The following is a 19,784-nucleotide window of genomic DNA, read 5'->3' as shown; positions in this document are numbered from 1 at the left end:
GGTCGGTCTGGTGGTGGTTTAGGGTTATGCGGCGTTTGCCACGACGGCGTCAAGGTACCCGCTCTGCACACCCATCGGGATCGTGCGGCGAATGTAGCCTCCAGTTTCCGAAGGGGCTTGCGGGTTGTCGGTGAGGATCGAGAACACCTCGACTTCGTCGCCGGCTTCCCAGGCGTCGTCGTATCGTTTCCCGGTTTCCCTTTTGATCAAATACCCCTGCGTGCCGCGGACCTTGAGTGTTTGGTACGCGATGTCACCCTGTGCGTCATGTCGTCCCAGGTTGTTCGGGTCGTACCAACGAAATACCGTGAGTGACCCTTCGAAATTTGAGGGACCGTAGACCACCGGTTTGGTTTCGTCGCACAAGGCCGCCAGGTCATCGACGGTTTCCGATCCTGAGGCGGAGAGTTTGAAGTCGGATTTCAAGACACGGCAGGAAAGGTCCACACCGGTATTGAGCTCAGCGAGTGTCGGTTTCGTTGGGTCTTTGAGCGTTGGGCAGTAGACGAGCCTGATCTTGCCGTCTGCGAGTGTTTTGGGGCCGAGGGTTGCGGCAGACATTTACTGATTCTCCTTCTTGTCGTTGGTGGCCTTCGCTGCGGCATGCTGTGAGGGCAGTACGGAAAAATGGTTCGGGAACAGTTCGAGGAAATGCTCAGGGCGCTCGAGAATGTTCCCAGTGGCTTGGTCTTTCATCCGGATGATTGCCATCTGGGCCCTCCGTTTCAGTTACTGGGTTTCGATAGTCCACATGAGTGGTAGATAGGGGCGTGAGGGGATCACGCTGGTGTCGGTGAGAATGTAGGCGTTTTCCTGTTGGAACGTGTCCGGCAGGATCACGCCGGTGCCAATGCGCCGGTTCGTGAGCAGTTCCCTGACGAGGTCCGCCAACTGGTACACACCAACCTCGTCGGCGGCGACGATCTGCGTTTGCACGGAGATTCGCACGGCGTCGACATCGGCCAGACCAGAAACAGCACGGGCGAACGGGTCGTCGCTAGAGGTTGTGACCCACAAACCGATGTACGGCTTGATGTGGGTGCCCCACGACGGCACTGTCTCCGGGACCGTGCCCGTGTAGATTGTGACGTTCGGGTGAATCCCGGTCAGGGCGTCGGTGATGCCTTGGCGTGTCTGCGCGGTGCTGATGGTCATCGCGCCACCACACCGGCGATACCGTGCAACGCCGACTTGAGGACCGGCAGCTCTTTCTCCAAGGCCGGGCGCATGTAGGGACGGGCGGCCATACGCGAGGTGCCTTGCTCGACGTAGGCGGCGTAGTTTGCTGTCGCCCCAACGCTGACCGATAGGCGACCAATTGGTACGACCGCGATCGACCCACGTAGGAACCCAGTTCGGACAGGTGCCCGGGTCTTCGCCTCGGTGACTATGTGAGCGGCCGAGGTCGTCAGGGCGGCCGATACTTGCGATTCGGCCTGTGAGGGTGCACGACCGACACGAGCGGCGAACGCGTCGAGTTCACTGGTGTCAGCTCGCATTCGTATCACCGTCCTGTTCATTCTGCGTCTGGTTATCGATACATACGAGGTCTCGTTCCCACACGTCGGAACCGGTCATCACCTGGATCACGTCGAAGCGGCGGCCTAACAGCATCGGGTCCCCGTCTTCGCGTATCTCGGTGACTTCAATCTGGTGGCCACGGGTGCCGGTTTTGAAGTGGACCGGCGTTTTCACCGGAACGGTGATCAGATATCGACGTTCGGTGACTTCTTGGCCTGCCAGGACGGTGGACCCTTCCCCGGCGGACTTCAATTCCTGCACGCGGCACGGAACGTTCCGGGCAGCGAGCATGTCCGAGCCTGGACCATCGAGACCCACAGGCGGACCGACGGCCCGGTCCCAGATACGGCAAACCGTCGTCATGGTGCCCGTAGCGACCGGCTGATGGTGCCCCGCCCAACCCGCCGGAATCACCCGGTTACTTCTCAGCGGCGCCATTCTGCGGCCTCCACACCGTGGACCGGAACGTTCGGAGTGAACGAGGCGTACGCGTCTGTGATCACGTCAGTTTTCGCGTCTACCGCGTCGGCTTCCGCTTCGAGGTCTTTCGCCTGGGCGCGCAGTTCAGCGGCGACGGCGGGCCCATCGGTCGAGAGGTCCTGGGTGGTGATCTTCTTGGAGATCAGCACCTCCGAGGCGGCGATCATGCGCAGTGCACGAGCCGCCGCACGTCGAACGTTCCCACTGGTCAGGGCGAGTAACCCCTGGACTTGGGATTCCTCCACTATGAAGGCCTCGGGGTTGACGTCGGCGATGAGGAGGCGAACCTGCCCGGCCGGTGTCCGATAGTCGATACGGTCACAACTCACGGGGACCACCTTTCACAATTGTGTTTTTGCGACCGGGCCCGACCTTGTTCCCGGTTCACAAGGTCGGACCTCGGTTCCCGGAGGCGCCGGGTTTACACCCCGGTGGAGGCGTACACGGCGTACGGCATGAGCGCGGCCGCACCAGTGACGTGACGGCCTCGGAACCAAATCGTGTCGTCCTCGAAGGAACCTTCCTCGGGGTTGACCAGCCCGCCGCCGACGGCGGTGCCCTGGTCGTTCTTCACGCGAATGTCCGGGTTCTCGTGACCCTGCAACTTGGCCTTAGCCAAGGCCGGGTTCGTCGAACCGGGAGCCGGGAGCAAGAACCACGTGGTGGCCGCATTCTTGCCCTTGTCGTACTTAGCCAGAGCACGAGGTGCCACGACGGTAACCATGCCACGGAAAGGGTTAAGCTCCAGGGTCTTGGTCTTGCCGTCGGTGACCTCGATATTCTGCGCGTTGACGATGCGGTTCGCCTGAAACTGCAACGCCGGGTGCACGACGAGAACCATCTTGGACACGTCGGCGAGTTCACCGTCGTACGCTTCACGGGTTGCCAGGGACTCGAGGGCGGCCTGCAAGTTCTCCGCGGTCAACGGTGCCTTAGTGGCCGCCGATGCGCCGGTGAACAGGGACCTGGACGGGCCCCCTTTGGGGTCGAGGAGCGCTCCGAATACCTTCTTGTCTTCGGTGCGGCGGGCCGCATTGGCCAACCGTTCGGGCAGGTGGTGGATTGCGTCCCAATCCTGGTTCAGGTTTAGCTCCCAGGAGTGAAGAACGGTAAGGCCAGTCTTGCCGACCTGGACCTCGTACTCCGTTTCGGCCAAGGGCTTGGACTTGTACTCTTCGCCCTGGGCGACGTCCTCGAAGTCGTCGATACCGAACAGGTCCACGAGCTTCTTGGGCTTGAAGTCCGAGACCGTGATCTCGTCGGCAATGCCTTTCCAGTCGGGGTCGATCTGCTGGAACCGGTCCAACAGTTCAACCTCGAGGCCCCGGCCCAATAGCTTCGGGAAGTCGGAGGTGGTGAATGCTTCCTGCAGGCGGGCGCGGGCAGCGAAGCCGCCGGTCATGCCTTGCTGGAAGGTGCGGACGGCCTCGACGACGTGGTCGAGGTTCGCAGGCTTGGCTTCTGCGATCTTTTCCAGATCGAGGAACGAATACGTCATTTTCTGGGTCTCCTTAGTTGCTCTGCTTGGCCTGGAGCTTGCCCAGGGGTGCGATTTCAGCGGTGCCTGCTGCGGCGGTTTCCACGACGGCGATACCGAACGGGGTTCCGATGCCGGTAGTGAGGGTGCCGTCGGTCTTGATGTTGACGAGCTGGCCTTCAGTGACGGCGCCGTCGACGGTGAGGTCGTAGGAACCGTCGAGCCACACGGTGACCTTCTCGCCCTTGGTGGCGGTGGTCTGCGCGACGCCTACGAACTGGCCGATCTGGACCGGTGCGCCGGACTCGATGTCTGCGGGTGCGGTCAGGGCGATGTGCTTGGCTTCGGTGTAACGCTGGTTCAGTGCCATTTTTGGGTCCTTACTTCGTGAGGCCGCGGATTTCGCGGATTCGGTCAATATCGGAGATGTATCCCGCTGCCTCTTGGGTGTTCTTGCTGTGCCCGAGGCCGCGAACTGTGCCGGTGGCGGGTTCGTATTCGGCTGCGGCTTCGATCGCTTCAGCCTTGAAAGTGTCCGGGTTGAAGTCCTGCCGGTTCACGGCGGATTCGATGAGGCGGGCGCGGCCCTTGGGGGCGTCCACTCCGGCGAAGGCTTCGGCGACGATCTGGGACGCTTCTGCCCACCGTGCCCGGGATTCGGCCGCGGCGATCGCATCGACAAGTTCCCGGTTCTGTTCGGCGAGACTGTTCACGGCTTCGATGACTTCACGGTTACCGTTCGTGCCTTGCAACGACTCGCTAATCTTTTGGGCGATGCGTTCAGCGCGAGCGGACTCATGAGCCGGAGTCTGGACGTTGACATGAGGGGTCTTGTCGGTTTTCTGCTCTGGGTCGGCGGGGGCCTTGAAAAGGTCCTCGGTCTTGACCTCGGTCGGCTCGCCCTTCGGGGTGAGTTTGTCACCGTCGAGGGTGTATTCGACGCGGTAGAACTTCTTGTCCTTCCAGTCTCGGTACACGAATTGGGCGTCGTCGTAGTCGACGAGTGCCTGGTCGGGGGTGAGGGTCGCTTCAATCTGTGTACGGGGGTCCATACTGTTTTCTCCTTGGTTGTTTCGTGCGGATTCCAGGAGCGCGACGAGTTTTCCACCGGCGCCGGCCTTGGTGACGACGTCGACGGACACGCCGTCGGCTAGGTGTTGGATGATCGGCCCGGTTTGTCCGTCTGCTTCGCCTTGTTCCACGACAGCAGAAGCACGAATGGACATGCCCACATCGGCCCACATCGCCTCAATAACTGGGGCAATGTGGGGGTAGAACTCGATGTCGGCGTAGAGACCGTTGTTCTCATATGTGGGTGTGGTGACGATCTTCCCGGCGAGGTCACGCACCGACCGTTCAGGCCGGTCGTAGGACTCGTTCGCACCCGGGTGGTCAAGGAACACTTGAGTACCGGCGGGCCACACGGTCGGGCCGTCCCGTTCGAGGACCGCGGCCGGGTAGTACCCGGAGGAACCCCAGATGTCACCGACGATCAGGCACGCCCGGTAGCGGTGCGCGCCGATGGGTTCGGCGGTGAGGGCGGATGACTCACGAATAACGAACAAGCGTTCACCCTCCTTTCCGTAGTTTGAGGCTCTTGATCGATGTGGGGACGTAGGAGTCCCGCCACCCGTCGGTCTTTCGGCGGGTGATCAGGTCATCGAAGGTGACTTGTTTGGTGCGCAGTAGTTCGGCGCGAGTGGCGCCGAGGATCGCGTCTTGGGTTTCGCGGGACTGGTTGTCGAACCATTCGGGACCGGTGAGGATCGGGGCTGGTTCTTTCATGCCGGGGATACCCAGTTCGGCCCATGTTTTGGTTTTGGGGGCGCGGGTGCACCGGCAGTTCTGGTGTCCGAGCGGGCCGGGTTCACTGACCGGATGATCCGAACCGTGCAACCCGACACAAGCAGCGCAGGAGCGCCGGTCTAGGGCACATATCCAGGTCCACCCATCCAACACGTCCTGGTTCTTCTTCTCCCACTCCTGTGCGGCCTCGCGGGTCGCGTCGAGCATTTCGGTGCGGGCGATCATCGTCGCCCTCGGCAACCCACCGTTGAACGCTTGACCGGTCTTGCGGACCAGCCTGGCGGCCACCGGTTGCGGGTTCTCCCCTATCGCGATGCCGTGGACCAGTTGTCGCCGCATTTCCGCTTCAACTTCGACCGGTAACCGTAAATGCGACGCCGTGATCTCCTCGGTCGCACGCGCCACGATCTTGTCGAGCTGGCCGGTGGTCACGGCGTCAAACTCGATCCCCGATTCGGGGACCTGCGCGATGGTCATAGCCTGATGGGCGGTGACCGTCACCGTAGCGGCTTGTGGGAGTGTGGCGGCGAGGTTCTGGTCGTACTGATCGAGAAGTTCGACCATGCTGGTCCGGGCGTGATCAATCGCGGCGGCGAGTTTCTTCGACTTAGCCATCTGCCGGGCCGAGACACGACCGGTTTTCGATGCCGTCATGACGGACAGGACAGCGTCCAAGAACTCCGGTTCCAGGTCCGTCCAGGTTTGGGCCCAGGCCCCGATAAGCGCCGCGTCGTGCGGGTCCAACATCCGGGCCTGGGAGTCTTTCAGTTGCGCCGCAATCGCGGCCACCTCGGGGGTCACAGTCATTGTGCGGCCCCCTGGTGGTATGCCTGGATCAGCGCGTCACCGGTGGAAGCATCCGGGGGAATGAAGTTTCCGTTGTCATCGGTCATGTCGTCGATGACCTCGTCCACGTCGCGCACTTTCAACGCACGCAGCAGCAGGCGAGCGGTGACCTCGGGCGGAATCTTCCCGGTGGAGTCGGCGGCGGTAATCGCGTCGATTGCGTCCTTCTCGCCGAGCTTGTCCAAGCGGGGCCACTCGAAAACGAGCGTCCTTTCTGTGTCCCCGGCCAGGTTCACGGTTTGACGGTTCCCGTCTTGGGAGACGGTGCCTTTCAACGGGCCTTGAGGTGCCAGCACGGCGGAGTCAATAACGTGGTTGAGGATCGCCCGGTGAGCTTCGGTCCACAGTTCACGGCGGGACTCGAACTCCAACCGCATCGGCTGGTCCAACGTCTCCGCCACGGCACGGGCCCCGGTGGTTCCGGGGTCGCCCATGAGCAGGGTGACGGGGATGCCGAGGCCAGCGGCGACCATGACAGCTAACGGCTTACCCGAATCCGCGTCGATGCTCGCCCCAGACTTCGGGACGGCCTCAATGTCAGCGTTTGCGGCGGCGATAGCGCCACCGGCGACCGGGGCGGCCATAGCGTCTTGCATGGCTTTACGTGCGGCCATGGTGGCATGGCGGTCTTTACCGGAGATGCGAAAGCTGATTCGCGCCAACGCCGACATGAGTTTCGCCCAGTCATCCAGATACGCCCCGTAGGTGCGTACCCACGGGATGGAGGCGTAAGCGTCACCGATACCCCACGCCCAACCGTCGAGGCCGTTGTCTTTGACGTGGTAGACCGGGGTGTCCCACATGACCTCGACGTCGTCGATCGTGCGATTACGAACCACAGGGCGGTACCCTAGGGCCGGGTAATACGCTTTCCGCTCGGTAGTCGCGGTGCGTCCCGCTTGGATACTGGTTTCGGTCCAGGTCCGGTAGTAGAACCACGGCTCGGTGGAGTCCTGCGGGTTGGTGCGAATGTTCGTGACTTCGTCGAACGGGATCGTTCGCACCTGCACACGGCCCGTACGGGCATCGGTGAACAGGGCGAGTAGCTTGTTCCCGTCTGTACCGATCGCGGTCTCCGCGTCCAACCTGGCTTGGTGACCGGTGAACGCGCGCCGGTTGCCCGGGTCATCCAAGAACTCTTGAACGACCGTGTTCACGTCTTGCGTACCGTTGTCGCCGGTCGCTTTCGCCGTGATCCCAAGCCCTTGCCCCCACACGAACGAGGCACGCACGGCAAGGCCGCGCTTGATCAGGGGGTTAGCGATCGCCAGGACACGGCAAAGCTCGGCGTTACGGCCCACACCTTCACGGGTGAACTCGCGGGAGGTCTGCTCGATTAGCCTCGTCCAGCCGGCGTCTTCTTTCGCCAGTTGCAGGTCCGCGATGGACTCTTGTACGAGCTCTAACTGGTTGAGCAGCTGTCCGCGTTCGCCGGGCTTGTATCCGTAGCGGGTTTCAACAAGGTTAGTGGCGGTCTCCCGGAGGGTGTCGAGTAGTCCCATGTGGTGCCCGCCTTCCTTGGCTAGTAGGTGCCTGTCAGCCACCCGGTGTCGTGTTCCCATTCCTCGGCGTCGTAGATCGTTTCGCCTTCGGGGAGCTGATGGTTCAAAAGTTGGTTCACGGCTTGAGTCATCGCGTCGACGGTGTCGTCGTGGGAGGACGCGGGGAATGACTTGGCTTCTTCGACGAGTTCGTCCACGTTCGGCAATAACCCGACTTCGGGAAGGATGATGTCGCCGGAGAACGCGTATGGGGATACGGCGTTAGCTCGGGCGATCTTGGACCCTTCTGGTTCGATGGGGATCAGGCCGGATAGTTGCCCTTTGAGGGCGTTCATCACGGCGGGGCCGTTGGCCTTGTCCTCGACGTATTTCGCGACGGCTTGCGGCCATTTCGCGGATATCGCCCGTATGGCGTTGAGGGTTTCGTTGAAGTTCAGGCGGTCGCGGATCATGTCCAGTAGGTACGTTTGCGAACCGACTCGTAACCAGACTTGCCCGACGACGTAGTCACTTGCGTCGGTTGCTTTGAACGTGAGGTCCCACGACTGGATCAGTTCGTGGTCGGGCCTGCCGATGCCGGGTACGGTTCGGGTACCGTCCGGGTTCTTCGTCCACATGGGCACGGTGTACCGCTGCCAGGTGGGCGGGAAGATTCCGCCTTCATCTGGGGAGGGTGTGCCCTGGTAGAGGGACGCCCACGTTTTCGGACCGGAAGCGCGTTTACGGTATTCCCACTGTTTGACGGTGCGGCCACGAGCTGAGGTCATGAACTCGCCGGGCTCACGGTCCAGCGGGTCCCGTTCGCCTTGCTCGGGCCGGTGATCGGCCTGGGCAGGGATGCGCAGGAACTCCCACGAATCCCGGTCGGTTTTCATGAGCCGCCCGGCGAGGTCGTCCTCGTGCCACCGGGTGAGAATCAGAATGACCGGTGCACCGGGTGCGAGGCGGGTTAGAGCGGTGTCGGTCCACCAGTCCCACGCCTTCTCGCGAATCGTTGCCGAATCAGCTTGTTCACGATTCTTCACCGGGTCGTCAATGATCAGCATGTCCACGGGGCGACCGGTCATCGCACCCCCGATACCGGCGGTGAAGATGCCGCCGTCGTGCCCGTTGAGCTGCCACTCGTGTTGAGCGGACAGGTCATCACGCACGGTCAGGCCAAGTACTGCGGAGTGTTGGCTGATGTCGTCACGGACGACGCGGCCCCACCGGCGGGCGATGTTCGCCTCATAGGACGCGATCGCGATACGAAGGTCCGGGTTCTGTTGCAACGCCCACAACGGGAAACGGCGGGACGCCCGCTGGCTTTTCCCTTCCTGCGGCGGCATGGAAATAATTAGCCGCGAGTCCGGGGTTTTGAACGCCCTCACGAGCGCGTCGTCGATCAGGTCCAACGCCGGTGTTTGCACCGTGCGAGGGTCGAGTTCCACGGCCATGGTTCCGGGGGTGTCCCACTTGGGGGCGTGCGGCTCGAAGTAGGAGGACAGCGCATCAAAAAACTCGCGACCGCTCCTCAATGCCAAAGTAAAACTCCAATCCAATGAGGCACATTAGTTAGAATTTTATAATCACAATTTGATCAAGATTCATCAGCTTTAGTTGTTTCCGCTTGTACTGATGAGTATCTTGGTTAGTACCCATTGATCCGCATCATACAAAGGAGTACGACGCATCATGAAGAGTTGGTCAAGACTATCCACATACCTTGGTGTTACATTGCTCGGACTCACACTCATAGCACCCTCGGCAAGCGCCAATGAACTCCCAGTCGTTGACAGGAACTCATTAGAGTTCAAGAACTTCGTTCAAGCGTCAAAGGATGCCGGAGCAACTGATGCCGAGATTGAGCAGACCGTGGAAACCATGACTTCCGGGCCCAATCTTGAACCCTCAGAGGGCGTGACCACGTATGCCGGAAAGGCTCAGCCGAACGGCTGCTCTGACCCAGTCCCTCACCTCGACGATGCCGTCAAATACCAATTTGATGGACCGTGCAATCTGCACGATATTTGCTATTCCGCCGAGGAAAACAATGGGCGCCCACGCGTCGATTGCGACAACGAGTTCAAAAAGAATATGGAAAAGGTGTGCAACACTAACAACCCGGGCCAGAACCCTAACGTTCCATCAGGACTTCACGCCTGCCTCACCAATGCGCGAGCCTATTATTTCTTCGTACGCACTTTCGGCAAGGACCACTTCAAAGGAAGCGGTGATCCTAGCTAATGAACAGTTCCGGTAGCACAAGTAAACAGCTTACCGTCGTTTTTGGGACCCTATCGGCAGTGCTTTGGATAGTTGTTGTTGTCTCGTCGATACTGGCCAAGCTTGACGTTGACTGGTGGATGGCCCCCGCGGGAGCGGCAGTTCTAACTGCCCCCTTCGCAGCCGCCTTCACTTTGTTCACGATAGTTACATGGATCATCTACCTCAATAGAAGATAGTTGTCGTACCCAATTTCCATCGTCATCGAAACCCCCGCCGAGAATGGAAATAACCGGCGGGGGTCCCGAGATTCACTCATGCACCTTGATCACAGGAATCCCAAGGTATGCATGAATATTACCACACTCATGCGGCATTGCACCCCGCATAACGGGTAGCGTGCTCAGCGCGCTCGACCGCGTCTTCGAGGGACCATCGCTGCGAGGGCCTCCCCCGGCGCCCCGTCCGAACAGGCCCGCCTGCCGCGGGAGTGAGTTTGCCCCGGTCGGCCCACGAGGCCACCGTCCGCGACTTCACATGGAACCCCAGTAGTCTTAGAGCATCGACCAGTTCTCGCACGGGCAGATACGCTCCGGCCATCTCATCAAGGACTCGTTCGCGTCGAACTTCCAGAGCTGCGGCCACGTCGTGCGTCTCACCGCAGAACCGGCACCGAACAACCTCCTGCCCCTTAGGGACAACCAGACCGGCCCCGCACGTGCATGCCCCAAGTTCTACACGCTCGGCAGGACGGTCGATCTTCGTTTGCACGCGACGCAGGAACTCGTCCAGGTCTGCATGCCACCCGGTGACCGAGGGGTCACGCAACAGAGCAGGCATGTTGCCGAGTATCCTGCGGACACGCTGCACCACCGTGGCTGTATTCAGAGCCCGCCCGCAGGCCGTTTTCTCAAGCCCCACCAGTGCCGCGTTGACATTGTCTCGGAGCTCAGACGCGTAGACGTCGAACCCGACCGAGGAACCGGACGCCGTACCCGGCGAGCACGCCTTCACGGCCTGCCGGGTCACCTCCACTTCCAGGTCCTCAATCATCGATGGCGCACGCCTAAGGTTCCGCACGAGCGCGCTCTCGCAGGTACGACATAGATACCGGCCCGCCCCATCGATCGGCGCCCCGCACCAGCAGGAAACGTTCACACATCCCCCTCAACGACGGTCAGTTCTTTCAACCCGGAGGACAGTTCAGTCTTCGCTTTCATCAACGCCGGACCAGTCAATCCGGAACCAATAAGGACACGCATTACCAGGGCCGCGACGGCTTGCGCCTGATCCTGCACGATCTTGATCTTTTTACCCTCAATGTCGTGCTTGAGGAGCGCGTCCAAAACTTTCATGGTTCGGTCAAGCGCGGAATTATACAACTCGAGGACCCCGCGAATCTTTTCGTCCCCGAAGTTGTTGGATATTTCGATCTGTCCTTGGAGGTTGTTGACCATCGACCCGAGGGCGTCTTTGTTCGCCATGATCTCGACTGCGAGTCTTTCGAGGGCGTCCAATGGGTCTTTAATGCCGTTTTCGGCTTTATAGGCGAGGTCGTGCATGAGTCGGGCGGCGTGTGCTTTCGCCTGGTATTGGGCGAATACACGTTCACCCTTGGCACGGTTCTGTGGGGCCGCGCCGCCGTGCTGGTAGCAGACCTGCTGGCCGCGCATGGCGGGGCGTGTGCATCGTTTTTCGGTGGATTTGGATTTGGCTTTGCATTGGACCCGCCAGTGCCGGGTTTCGCGGGAGGATTGTACGTCTCGGGGTGGCCGCCCGCGTTTGCCTTTGGGATGGGTTTCCTGGGTCACTCTTCTATGCCTTCTTTCCGGTGAGCTCTTTCAGGATGGTGCCGTCAAGGTAGTGCTGAGGTTTCCAGATGGCGGCGTTTTGTCCCGCATTGGTGAGCGCATCAAGCCATTCATGCTGCTGGGGTGTAACCCGGCCACCATTTGCTCGTTTGAGCTCACGGAACATGAGCCCATGGTCGGCGTGGACAAGAACCAGGTCCGGGAACCCTGGAACCGAGCGCCGCGAATCGTGCGTGTGATAGCAGCGCCAACCAAGACGACGAGCCAGATCGATAACGAGGCTCTGAAACTGTGCTTCGGTCCACTGAGCGGCTTGGGATTGGCGGGCATCAGAAGCCGAGACAAACTGACGGCCACTATTCATTCGCGACACTTCGCGTACATTCACACCGTTTACACCCCCTCCCCAGGATTACCCCCTCACTGAGATTCCGTTGAGGCCTTAGATCCACTGAGATCATCTCAAAATATTACCCTTATCATAGGGTGTTTCACCCGTACAACCAGGCATTCCGCTCGTGAACCACCCTCATCACAATCGCACAAGCGGCAGTTCAATCATCAGGCTCGGAAGCATCGTCCATAATCCGGCCATGAAAAAACCCTCCAGGAATCATCCTGAAGGGCTTCTCCACCACTTAGAAACTAGAACTTGATAGACATCGCCTCATCCATCAAGTGCCTTGACATACCAGTGAAATAGTTCTGGTGAGTGACTTTGACCGTCTCCAGCGAGTCTGATCCGACGAGAACGATGTCGATGGCCGGGTCCGCGGAGTGCTCGGCCTCCATCTGCGAGTACGCCGCGACAGCCTTGTCGCCGTCCTCGCCGAACTCGCGCATGTCTATGAGCTTGTCTTTCCGGTGGTCAAAGACCAAGAGAAAATGCTTGATCTCACTCATGGTTACTCCTTAAAAGAGAGGTAGCTGATCGCGCTCCAACAACACGGCTTCCACCTCGGGTAGTAGCTCACTGTACCTGGCTCGCAGCTCCGGCTCTACGGCTTGACCCACTTCATGGCGCCCGAATATATCCGAGGCGACAGCCAAGAAGCGTTGCACGACATGATCCCCATCTTGCTTGAAGTTTACCCCAAGCTCTTTGGAGAATCCCTCAGCTGTTTCCGCCCATTGATGCATAACTCGGCTACGCAATTGAACCTCAACAGGCAACGACTCATTACGATTCACCACCAGATGCACGGCCCTATACCCGGAATATCTCGGATCACTGACGTAGTCCCGCTCCCTCACAAGGTAGTTCTTCGGGTCGTCTCGAATCAGAGCTTCCAGCCGACGCACGGTCGCTATATCTTCTACCACCACCCTGCACCCTCCAATATCGTGAAGCCGAGCAAGATCGAGCGTCGTTTCACGTTCAGTGAGCTTCTCTAAGATGGTCGGGACCTTCTTCAACCTCTGGCTGACCTGCCCGTCGATCTCCTGCTTTTCAAGCAAGCGCCTCAAGTACATGTTGACCGTCACGGTCGGCATGGCGAAGCACGCCCGGTATTCGCGGAGTGTATCCAACGCCTTGGCGTACTCCCCCTGGGTAATCTCGCCCCTGAAGTATTTTCGGATGCGTGACCCAGCTTTGCTCACAGATGACTTGCTTGGCATGTCGGACATAGGAGCATCATATGCTCTGCATTCCGACTCACGACTTTTGGCCTGACGTGCTGTGCATGCTCTCAGGTGTGGAGTATTTGCCTATGGCCGTGAGGTTGGCCTGCGTTCCTTTGTTTGCATGGTTGTTTCGGTGTCCGGTGTTTTTGGACTTATGAGCGGACTCGTCAGAGGGGACGCGCTGTCCTCGACGGCTGCTTACTTTTTGGGGTCTTGGCTAAGTCCCAGGAGTCGTAGGATTCTTTGCCCAAACCGGCTGCGGGTCTTGGCGGGTGTTGTTGGTGCGGGGCTCGGGTTAGTGGCAGGTACCGGCTCTGTTTTTGGCTCCGTATTCGGTGTTGCGGCCGCGATGAGCCGTTGTTTAGCTTCACGCATGCGCTGTTCATGTTCCTGCTGCTGGCGCTGTAGGGCTTCGGCTTCGAGTCGTGCTTGTTCACGCTCGGCGGCTTCTTTGGCTTCGGCTTGTTCGCGGGATTTTTGTTCGGCGGCTTGTTGGCGCCGGCGGGTGATCTCTTCTCGGATTTTGGGTCGGTGTCTTATAACCAGGTGATGTGCCGGGGAAAGTAGGTTCCCAGTCTCCCTGTCGATGGAGCAGGACTGCAGAGACGATTCACGGAGGAGCCCATACTTGTCTAAGCCTTTTTGTGGTCCGCGGAAGTATTTTTTATGCGTTTCAGTGGGTTGCCGGTCAGAGTCGGTGGATTCGGGGAAGAGTGCAAAAGGTACGCGGTTGTATGCGACGGGAGTTGCAAGTATCGAGCTGACCGGGTCGAACCAGAAGAACATGATTCCCTCCTTCGCCAGGACCGCTTGGCCAGGTGTGAACTTGGCGCTGACGCGGTATCGCAGTGAGGAGGTGGTAGTGGGGCCGGTGGTCTTATATCGGCGGACGACCTTGCAGGTGATATGCCTGGGAGAGAAGACCCACCAGACATTGATGTTGTTCTTGCGGTATATGGCCGTTTTTTCACGTACTCGTTGCGGTTCAGCGGCAGAGTGCTGGTACTCGATGGCGATTTCAGTGCCGTTCGTGAGTTTGATCCATGCGTCGGGGCGCACTGACACGGTCCCGGATTCATTAGTGAACGTAATGTTTCGGGTGTCCAGGTCTGAGGCGGCTAGCTCTGGGCCGAGATGGGTCGTCGCCCAATTTAATAGTTTGACTTTGGCTAGGGCGTGCTCATTGGATTCGGGGTTAGTTCGCCCAAGACATTCTGCTCCTTTTGGGTGGCGGAAGTGGTCTCGGCGATCTGTGTCAACGGAGTAGTGGACAGTCGTCCCGTAGGGGCCGCAGTCTGCGACTGGGCAGTTGATTGCTCCTTGTTGCGCTAGCTCTTTTGCTGTGGCTTCGGAAGGGGCAAGCTCGGGTATGGGCGAGTTTCCGCCGGAGGGATCGAGGTTGATCAGGATTTGTTGGCCTTTGTGCCTTGCAACGCCGTAGGAACTTGGTTCTTCTAGACCTGCTAGCTGGAGGTCTCCCCAGCTTTGCGATGCGGTCTCGGAGTGAGGCATAGAGAACCGTCCTGTGAGATGGTGTCTGAGTCGTGGCCTGCCTGAATCTGACTTGATTCCGGGCCATAGGTCATGGACTGCATTCTACGCTTGGTTGTGTTGGCCCTGAGGGCTTACCCTGCGGTGAAGGTCGTCGCTCCTGCGGGATCCGGTCAAGCATCATGGCGCACCGCATTCTGATTCAAGCGCCTTTGAGTGCCAGATTCTTTTTCGGCCTCAGGAAGCCCGTTGCGCCCCCTAGGATCGCCTGGACTGTCCGCCTGGTATATCTGGATGGTTCGTTCAATTTTGAGTCTTCCTGGGGCTTTCTGCGAGGTTTCGGGTTTGTTGGTCTGTTTGCCGTTGCGGGACTCGCGCGTTCAGGAACGTAACGATAGGCAGGATCTCTCTCGGGGTTCTTGTTCTCTTACTGTTCCCTTAGTAATTTCTTCTTATTGTTAAGGGCGGCAAAATCTGCCGGGACAGTCCCGGCAATTTTCGCCGGGACGTCCCGGCAGTTTCTGCCGGCTGTCCCGGCAATTCTCGCCGGGACATCATGCCCCCTCACCAAGGTTTTCCACAGGGACAGGTACAACCCGCAACGACCTCCTCATCTGCCGTCTGATACGTTGCTGGGCCTTGTGCTCACGCCCCTTCAGACGGCTCTCCTTGATCTTCTCGTCGGCTTCGTGACGGTCCGTCTCGGCCATGAGCCTCACACGTTTCCGGTCGACCTGGTACACGTTGCGGCCCATCATCTCCCCCGCGAAAGAGCCCGTACTCACGAGCTTCAACTCGGTCAGCTTCGCCAAAGCGTCCCGTACGGTCCGCTCCCCGAGCCCATTCCAGATCGCTATCTGCGCTTGTGAATGCCACACCTTCCAGTCACATTCCTCATTAGCCACCTGGCACAAGTGCATGAGGACAACCTTCTGCGCCGCCGTCAACCGCGTGATCTTCTGCGCCTGAGCAACAAGCGAATACGTCACCATGCCTCCGTCGTGGTGTATCGTCGTGGGGCTGGCACTGGTACCAGCCCCACGACGGGGTTATCTGAGACAGGTGAGGTCAGGCCTCGGCTGCTATAGCGGCCAGCTCGGCGAGAAGCTCGTCAGCCTCCCCGCTCGTGAGAGCCTCGATTCCGGCGTGCTCCTGGTTACCCAGCTGATCCCGGATCGTCTGGTTCGCGGTTTCGTCGTCGGTCGCGATCGACAAGGCCTTGAGACGCTTCCGCAGCTCCGCCACCTGAGCCGTCGACGCCGCCGTATCCTCATGAATTTCCTCGGTTGCGGGGTCCACCTCACCGGTAGCGATGGCCTCGACGTACTCCTCGGCGAGCGCCTCCTGCGGGACCGGGGCCTCACGTTCAGTGATCGCGGCGCGAGTGTTGCCCGTAGCGACTACGGCGGCTTGGGCGTTGGTGTTCTGCTCCCCCACCGTCGCCTTGATCTGCTGGACCGACTTATCCACTGCGGAGGTCGGCACCCACTTCGCCAGGTCATGAGCGGCGGTCTTGAGGTACATCGCGCGCGGATGCTTCTGCCACGGCGAATACTGCGAATCGGAACCGGCGGAAGCATCCTTCGCCGCCTGGATACGTTTCTGATCCACGATCACTACCTTGGAAGTGGAGCCGTCGTTCATGACCGCGTACGCGTACGCACCGACCAGCGGCCCTCGGTCACCGAACCAGTCAGGGGCGTGCTCGGGTTTATCCATCTGGCCTGGGTTCCACCGGAACGTATCCCCCTGATGCACAGCCTCCACCACCACGGAGGCTACCGCCCCGGACCGGTACATGAGTTCGACCTCGCCTTGGTACCCGGTCACGCCGAGAATCTCCCACCTGCCCTTGTTCTTCCTCGGTGTCAGGTAGTACTGGGTAGTGCCCGGTCGGAGGCCTAATTGGGCGGCTTCGTTGAGTGCATTCATCAGCGTTTCGGGGGCAGTGCGGGCGGCGTTGGCGAGGTTCTTGTCCTTCAGCAGCGCCGCGTATGCAGCTGAGAGCCACCCGTTGACCTGTGAGGTCTCCTGCTGGTCCGCCGGGAGCATCGCCGCGTACTGTCGCGAGTTAGCGAAGATCAGGCCTTTGGAGTGTTCCGCGAGTTGAGTGTTCTGATTCATGATTAGGCTGCTTCCTGTGTGAGCTGGTTGTTCGGGTTGATGGTGTGGACCGTGCGGTCCGTGGTGTCGAGAATGTGGGTTGGTAGTTTGCGTACGGCTTGGACGAACGGTTTGGCTTCGGTGCCACGCGCCCGTCGTTCGGCGACTGGGTGGCCGTCGAAGGTCGCGATCTTCGCGGTGCCCATGGCTTCGGCCACACGTGTCTTGGCGGCCAGTTCGGCACGCTCCGCTTCCTTGAGGGCAACCCTCGCTTTCACATACCCGGTGGCGACGTCCTCGGGGAGCTCGATCGCTTCGTCGTCAATGTCCGGGTGAAGCTCCCGCAACGCCGTGTACGTCGCCAGATGAGCTTCATCCCCCACTGACGGTTCATCGCCCGCTTCGAGTGCCGCCAGGAACGCCCGAGCACTCCGCACGAGCTCCGCAACACGGGCCGCGTCGTACTCGACGGCGTACTCCCGGAACGTCAGCGCGTGGATCACCGCCACATACACCCGCCGCTCGCCCGTGCAGTACATCTGCCACTGACATTGATCCGAATAATGCGGCGGCACCTCGTCGGAACCGGGCTTCCCCCACCCGGTCATGTCCTGAGCGGACTTACACTCCAGCAAGCCCAAGACCTCCCCGCCCTGTTCAACAATGAAGTCCGGTGTGGCAGCCATACGAGTATCGTCTTCCCGCACCCACCACCGGCCCTTCGGCGACCGAACATTCCACCCAGGGTGCTGTTCCCGGAACCATCCGGCGATCGCAGGCTCCAATACCCGCCCCCTTTGAAGCACATCGCTATCCGGTGTACCCGTCAGGTTCCCGGCCATCTCATGCCACAGCGAGAAATAGGACATGTACGGGGACCGGGAAGGCATGAACGTCGCAGACACCTTCGACGCCGTCATGGCCGCCCGCCAGGGGGCCGTGCCCGGTTTCGGGCCGGGCGTCCCCCGATAAAGCAGTGAACGGTAACGCGTCATTGTTCCTGGTGTCCTTTCACGATCTCCGCGGCCGTGTGCTGCGGCGGCCTCACGTTCGGGTTCTTCGCGCAGAGCTCGTCAAGATAGTTCTCGGCGTCGCGTTGCGCGGCCATAGCTTCCTCGTACTCACGGTGCGCGCGGTTCACACGGTCCTTCTGGTACTCGAGGAATCTCTGCGCGAAAGCGATATTCAGCGAAGCCTCGTGTTCCGCGAGGAGCGTGTAGATCGATTTCGGTGGCATGCTGTTTACCTCCTGGTGTGGCGCCCACGTATCAGGGCACGTACTGCGTTACGAATGACCTCCTGGTAGAGGTCGATAGGGTCCCTGGTGAACGGGGTGAACCGTCCGGCCAGGTGGTGGACGAGCGCCGGGAAAACGCACGCCAGGACTAGAAGGGCCGGGATGATCTCGGGGCCGGTGTGGTTCATGGGTCAGGTATCCTTGTCTGTGTGAGTTCCGGTCTTTGATCCATCTCGACCGTTGGGCTTACATGTGGCGGGCACCGCGGTTGGCGCTTTGGTGTCCGCCGCGTTTCATTCCTCGCCGCGTCGCTTCCAGTGGATGTCCGCGACCATGTCGTCGTCGATGCCGAACAACACGGGACAAACGCACGCGCCAGGCTGATTCCCGCACCCGTTGCAGGAGTCGTCAGCGTTCACGAATTCGTAGATCGAATCGACGTAACTCATGCCGCACCGTCTAAACCGAGGCTTGCCCGTAGCTCGGCGTTCTCCGCCTCAAGCCGTGCGATCCGCTCCTGCTTTGTCTCGCAGACCGCCCAGTCCGGTGTGCATTCATAAACGGTCACGTCACACCCGCAGTCGCGGAGCAGGTCAGCCCGTGCACGAGCCGCAGACACCGACCGGTACACGCGCCGGGCCGACGGGTAGAAGAACTCTTTCTGTTCCGGGTAACGCGCCGCGAAATTCGCAAGCGTACGCTCCGGAACCGGTCCCCCACCGATAACCTCGACCTTGTAGAGGCGGTCCGGAAGATCGGAAACAAGATCCTCGACCGTGTTTTCTTCAAACTCTTCGACAGAAACCAGACGCATTACGCGACCTCCAAAACTTCCTGTTTGCTGAACATCTTCTCGACGGCCTGAGCACCGGCCGGAGTGACCTTCACCGTGGTCCGGACCTCACCGAACAACCGCGGTGCCGTGTGGTTATTGACCAGCACGAAGTACTTCTTGTACGGCGAATAGACCCCGTACTTGTACTCGGTGACCTTCTGCCCCTTGGAGTTCATCCGCTCGATGGAATGCCGCCACAACCAACGCCGCTCCACCGACGCATCCCGGATCACCGTTTCCTTCACGTTGATCTGGTTAGCGAGCGTGCGAATCGTGATCAGGTCATGCCGTGCCACGAACTGATCGTGATATTCCACAGCGGGCCGGTCAGCCTCCACCTTCAGTTCGAGCTCTTCACGGGCGGCCCGTTCCTTCTTCAAGTTGGTCGCGAGCTGAATGATGGTGTCCGGATTAGTGAGAACTTCCTCGATCTTCTGCGGCGTCATGTAACCGCCATGCCGACGAATCGACGGGACCACCTCATGAGTGACCCACCGCTTGAAAGCCTTCGCCCCCTCCACCTGGGAACCGAGAACCGCAGCGTACAGACCCGGCTCCGAAATGATGGTTGCTTGACGCTCTCCCGCGCTCGTACTCACTGAGTGAGTACGAAGGTCCTCGGGATCTAAACGCCGTGTCATGTTGGCGGCGTCGCGGTATCCAAGAATTTTTGCGACGTCGGAGGCAACGAACCAGGGTTCGCCGTTCTCGTCGGCGATCGTGCGCACCTGGTGGTCCTGGTAATTGAAGATGTCTAGCTGGCTCATGCCGCTGTTCCTTTCCGTGATTCCTGTTCTTGCTGGATGATCCATTCGAGGACCGCCGCTTTTCGGTACCGGACCGC

Annotated in this window: 26 protein-coding genes; 1 reads left to right on the top strand and 25 read right to left on the bottom strand. The window is 60.1% G+C overall.

Annotated elements, in window-relative coordinates; all coding sequences use genetic code 11:
* Positions 1-24: 24 nt before the first annotated feature.
* The 12 genes from D8M21_RS02095 to terL form a co-directional block, all read right to left on the bottom strand.
* Positions 25-561 (bottom strand): phage tail tube protein, encoded by a 537-nt coding sequence (locus tag D8M21_RS02095; RefSeq protein WP_048680504.1) that lies wholly within the window; start codon positions 559-561, stop codon positions 25-27.
* Positions 562-711, bottom strand: coding sequence for a hypothetical protein (locus tag D8M21_RS11245; protein WP_153245881.1), 150 nt, complete (start codon positions 709-711; stop codon positions 562-564). It abuts the gene before it with no gap.
* An 18-nt stretch (positions 712-729) separates the two neighbouring features.
* A complete protein-coding gene (locus tag D8M21_RS02090; RefSeq protein ID WP_048680507.1) occupies positions 730-1,155 on the bottom strand; it encodes a hypothetical protein in 426 nt (141 codons plus the stop codon).
* Positions 1,152-1,499: an HK97-gp10 family putative phage morphogenesis protein gene (locus tag D8M21_RS02085; RefSeq protein WP_048680509.1), complete on the bottom strand. Its 348-nt coding sequence runs from the start codon at positions 1,497-1,499 to the stop codon at positions 1,152-1,154. The genes D8M21_RS02090 and D8M21_RS02085 overlap by 4 nt, the downstream gene beginning before the upstream one ends.
* Positions 1,489-1,959: a DUF6093 family protein gene (locus D8M21_RS02080; RefSeq protein WP_048680512.1), complete on the bottom strand. Its 471-nt coding sequence runs from the start codon at positions 1,957-1,959 to the stop codon at positions 1,489-1,491. Before D8M21_RS02080 ends, D8M21_RS02085 begins: the two co-directional genes overlap by 11 nt.
* Positions 1,947-2,330, bottom strand: a complete 384-nt coding sequence (locus D8M21_RS02075; protein WP_048680515.1) for a hypothetical protein — start codon at positions 2,328-2,330, stop codon at positions 1,947-1,949. Before D8M21_RS02075 ends, D8M21_RS02080 begins: the two co-directional genes overlap by 13 nt.
* A gap of 92 nt (positions 2,331-2,422) precedes the next feature.
* A complete protein-coding gene (locus D8M21_RS02070) occupies positions 2,423-3,499 on the bottom strand; it encodes a phage major capsid protein (protein ID WP_048680517.1) in 1,077 nt (358 codons plus the stop codon).
* A gap of 13 nt (positions 3,500-3,512) precedes the next feature.
* Positions 3,513-3,848 carry a DUF2190 family protein gene (locus tag D8M21_RS02065; RefSeq protein ID WP_048680520.1) on the bottom strand — a complete coding sequence of 112 codons (336 nt, stop codon included), beginning with the start codon at positions 3,846-3,848 and terminating at the stop codon, positions 3,513-3,515.
* 10 nt (positions 3,849-3,858) lie between these two features.
* On the bottom strand, positions 3,859-5,043 hold the full coding sequence (locus D8M21_RS02060) for a hypothetical protein (RefSeq protein ID WP_126855617.1): 1,185 nt from the start codon (positions 5,041-5,043) through the stop codon (positions 3,859-3,861).
* A 4-nt stretch (positions 5,044-5,047) separates the two neighbouring features.
* Positions 5,048-6,091 carry a phage minor head protein gene (locus D8M21_RS02055; RefSeq protein WP_048680526.1) on the bottom strand — a complete coding sequence of 348 codons (1,044 nt, stop codon included), beginning with the start codon at positions 6,089-6,091 and terminating at the stop codon, positions 5,048-5,050.
* Positions 6,088-7,632 carry a hypothetical protein gene (locus D8M21_RS02050; RefSeq protein WP_048680528.1) on the bottom strand — a complete coding sequence of 515 codons (1,545 nt, stop codon included), beginning with the start codon at positions 7,630-7,632 and terminating at the stop codon, positions 6,088-6,090. The genes D8M21_RS02055 and D8M21_RS02050 overlap by 4 nt, the downstream gene beginning before the upstream one ends.
* Before the next feature lie 20 nt (positions 7,633-7,652).
* Positions 7,653-9,173 (bottom strand): phage terminase large subunit, encoded by a 1,521-nt coding sequence (gene terL / locus D8M21_RS02045; RefSeq protein WP_238650930.1) that lies wholly within the window; start codon positions 9,171-9,173, stop codon positions 7,653-7,655.
* A 133-nt stretch (positions 9,174-9,306) separates the two neighbouring features.
* Between terL and D8M21_RS02040 the strand changes: the two genes are divergently transcribed.
* On the top strand, positions 9,307-9,858 hold the full coding sequence (locus tag D8M21_RS02040) for a phospholipase A2 (protein WP_082156729.1): 552 nt from the start codon (positions 9,307-9,309) through the stop codon (positions 9,856-9,858).
* Positions 9,859-10,203: 345 nt separating this feature from the next.
* Here the strand turns inward: D8M21_RS02040 and D8M21_RS02035 are convergent, their stop codons facing one another.
* The 13 genes from D8M21_RS02035 to D8M21_RS01980 form a co-directional block, all read right to left on the bottom strand.
* Complete coding sequence (locus tag D8M21_RS02035; RefSeq protein ID WP_048680538.1) at positions 10,204-10,890, bottom strand: hypothetical protein; 687 nt, start codon at positions 10,888-10,890, stop codon at positions 10,204-10,206.
* Positions 10,891-10,991: 101 nt separating this feature from the next.
* Positions 10,992-11,510 carry a hypothetical protein gene (locus D8M21_RS02030; protein ID WP_048680541.1) on the bottom strand — a complete coding sequence of 173 codons (519 nt, stop codon included), beginning with the start codon at positions 11,508-11,510 and terminating at the stop codon, positions 10,992-10,994.
* 142 nt (positions 11,511-11,652) lie between these two features.
* Positions 11,653-12,012: a VRR-NUC domain-containing protein gene (locus tag D8M21_RS02025; protein WP_065424265.1), complete on the bottom strand. Its 360-nt coding sequence runs from the start codon at positions 12,010-12,012 to the stop codon at positions 11,653-11,655.
* 281 nt (positions 12,013-12,293) lie between these two features.
* On the bottom strand, positions 12,294-12,551 hold the full coding sequence (locus D8M21_RS02020) for a hypothetical protein (RefSeq protein WP_048680544.1): 258 nt from the start codon (positions 12,549-12,551) through the stop codon (positions 12,294-12,296).
* A gap of 9 nt (positions 12,552-12,560) precedes the next feature.
* The gene (locus D8M21_RS02015) at positions 12,561-13,277 is read right to left on the bottom strand and encodes a RelA/SpoT domain-containing protein (protein ID WP_048680547.1); all 717 of its coding nucleotides are present in this window, start codon (positions 13,275-13,277) and stop codon (positions 12,561-12,563) included.
* A gap of 195 nt (positions 13,278-13,472) precedes the next feature.
* On the bottom strand, positions 13,473-14,786 hold the full coding sequence (locus tag D8M21_RS02010; RefSeq protein ID WP_126855616.1) for a competence protein CoiA family protein: 1,314 nt from the start codon (positions 14,784-14,786) through the stop codon (positions 13,473-13,475).
* Positions 14,787-15,319: 533 nt separating this feature from the next.
* A complete protein-coding gene (locus D8M21_RS02005) occupies positions 15,320-15,757 on the bottom strand; it encodes a helix-turn-helix domain-containing protein (protein WP_048682792.1) in 438 nt (145 codons plus the stop codon).
* A gap of 76 nt (positions 15,758-15,833) precedes the next feature.
* On the bottom strand, positions 15,834-16,889 hold the full coding sequence (locus D8M21_RS02000; protein ID WP_053090021.1) for a RecT family recombinase: 1,056 nt from the start codon (positions 16,887-16,889) through the stop codon (positions 15,834-15,836).
* Between the two features lie 2 nt (positions 16,890-16,891).
* Positions 16,892-17,788: a YqaJ viral recombinase family protein gene (locus D8M21_RS01995; protein ID WP_274542911.1), complete on the bottom strand. Its 897-nt coding sequence runs from the start codon at positions 17,786-17,788 to the stop codon at positions 16,892-16,894.
* A 71-nt stretch (positions 17,789-17,859) separates the two neighbouring features.
* Entirely contained in the window at positions 17,860-18,105 is a 246-nt protein-coding gene (locus D8M21_RS01990) for a hypothetical protein (protein WP_048682798.1), read from the bottom strand.
* A 293-nt stretch (positions 18,106-18,398) separates the two neighbouring features.
* Positions 18,399-18,554, bottom strand: a complete 156-nt coding sequence (locus tag D8M21_RS11240; RefSeq protein WP_153245880.1) for a hypothetical protein — start codon at positions 18,552-18,554, stop codon at positions 18,399-18,401.
* The gene (locus D8M21_RS01985) at positions 18,551-18,919 is read right to left on the bottom strand and encodes a hypothetical protein (protein WP_048682804.1); all 369 of its coding nucleotides are present in this window, start codon (positions 18,917-18,919) and stop codon (positions 18,551-18,553) included. Before D8M21_RS01985 ends, D8M21_RS11240 begins: the two co-directional genes overlap by 4 nt.
* The gene (locus D8M21_RS01980) at positions 18,919-19,707 is read right to left on the bottom strand and encodes a BRO family protein (RefSeq protein ID WP_161970366.1); all 789 of its coding nucleotides are present in this window, start codon (positions 19,705-19,707) and stop codon (positions 18,919-18,921) included. Before D8M21_RS01980 ends, D8M21_RS01985 begins: the two co-directional genes overlap by 1 nt.
* Positions 19,708-19,784 lie beyond the last annotated feature (77 nt).

Source organism: Kocuria sp. HSID16901 (genome assembly GCF_003989425.1).
Taxonomy (GTDB): Bacteria; Actinomycetota; Actinomycetes; order Actinomycetales; family Micrococcaceae; genus Rothia; species Rothia massiliensis.
The sequence above is the reverse complement of the archived record's forward strand: the minus strand, read 5'-3'. Positions and strand labels throughout refer to the sequence as shown.

Coding starts and splice junctions, on each gene's coding strand:
- D8M21_RS02095 (WP_048680504.1), bottom strand. CDS start 561: ATGTCTGCCGCAACCCTCGGCCCCAAAACACTCGCAGACGGCAAGATC.
- D8M21_RS11245 (WP_153245881.1), bottom strand. CDS start 711: ATGGCAATCATCCGGATGAAAGACCAAGCCACTGGGAACATTCTCGAG.
- D8M21_RS02090 (WP_048680507.1), bottom strand. CDS start 1,155: ATGACCATCAGCACCGCGCAGACACGCCAAGGCATCACCGACGCCCTG.
- D8M21_RS02085 (WP_048680509.1), bottom strand. CDS start 1,499: ATGCGAGCTGACACCAGTGAACTCGACGCGTTCGCCGCTCGTGTCGGT.
- D8M21_RS02080 (WP_048680512.1), bottom strand. CDS start 1,959: ATGGCGCCGCTGAGAAGTAACCGGGTGATTCCGGCGGGTTGGGCGGGG.
- D8M21_RS02070 (WP_048680517.1), bottom strand. CDS start 3,499: ATGACGTATTCGTTCCTCGATCTGGAAAAGATCGCAGAAGCCAAGCCT.
- D8M21_RS02065 (WP_048680520.1), bottom strand. CDS start 3,848: ATGGCACTGAACCAGCGTTACACCGAAGCCAAGCACATCGCCCTGACC.
- D8M21_RS02055 (WP_048680526.1), bottom strand. CDS start 6,091: ATGACTGTGACCCCCGAGGTGGCCGCGATTGCGGCGCAACTGAAAGAC.
- D8M21_RS02050 (WP_048680528.1), bottom strand. CDS start 7,632: ATGGGACTACTCGACACCCTCCGGGAGACCGCCACTAACCTTGTTGAA.
- D8M21_RS02040 (WP_082156729.1), top strand. CDS start 9,307: ATGAAGAGTTGGTCAAGACTATCCACATACCTTGGTGTTACATTGCTC.
- D8M21_RS02035 (WP_048680538.1), bottom strand. CDS start 10,890: ATGATTGAGGACCTGGAAGTGGAGGTGACCCGGCAGGCCGTGAAGGCG.
- D8M21_RS02030 (WP_048680541.1), bottom strand. CDS start 11,510: ATGCGCGGCCAGCAGGTCTGCTACCAGCACGGCGGCGCGGCCCCACAG.
- D8M21_RS02025 (WP_065424265.1), bottom strand. CDS start 12,012: ATGAATAGTGGCCGTCAGTTTGTCTCGGCTTCTGATGCCCGCCAATCC.
- D8M21_RS02020 (WP_048680544.1), bottom strand. CDS start 12,551: ATGAGTGAGATCAAGCATTTTCTCTTGGTCTTTGACCACCGGAAAGAC.
- D8M21_RS02015 (WP_048680547.1), bottom strand. CDS start 13,277: ATGTCCGACATGCCAAGCAAGTCATCTGTGAGCAAAGCTGGGTCACGC.
- D8M21_RS02010 (WP_126855616.1), bottom strand. CDS start 14,786: ATGCCTCACTCCGAGACCGCATCGCAAAGCTGGGGAGACCTCCAGCTA.
- D8M21_RS02005 (WP_048682792.1), bottom strand. CDS start 15,757: ATGGTGACGTATTCGCTTGTTGCTCAGGCGCAGAAGATCACGCGGTTG.
- D8M21_RS02000 (WP_053090021.1), bottom strand. CDS start 16,889: ATGAATCAGAACACTCAACTCGCGGAACACTCCAAAGGCCTGATCTTC.
- D8M21_RS01995 (WP_274542911.1), bottom strand. CDS start 17,788: ATGACGGCGTCGAAGGTGTCTGCGACGTTCATGCCTTCCCGGTCCCCG.
- D8M21_RS01990 (WP_048682798.1), bottom strand. CDS start 18,105: ATGCCACCGAAATCGATCTACACGCTCCTCGCGGAACACGAGGCTTCG.
- D8M21_RS11240 (WP_153245880.1), bottom strand. CDS start 18,554: ATGAGTTACGTCGATTCGATCTACGAATTCGTGAACGCTGACGACTCC.
- D8M21_RS01985 (WP_048682804.1), bottom strand. CDS start 18,919: ATGCGTCTGGTTTCTGTCGAAGAGTTTGAAGAAAACACGGTCGAGGAT.
- D8M21_RS01980 (WP_161970366.1), bottom strand. CDS start 19,707: ATGAGCCAGCTAGACATCTTCAATTACCAGGACCACCAGGTGCGCACG.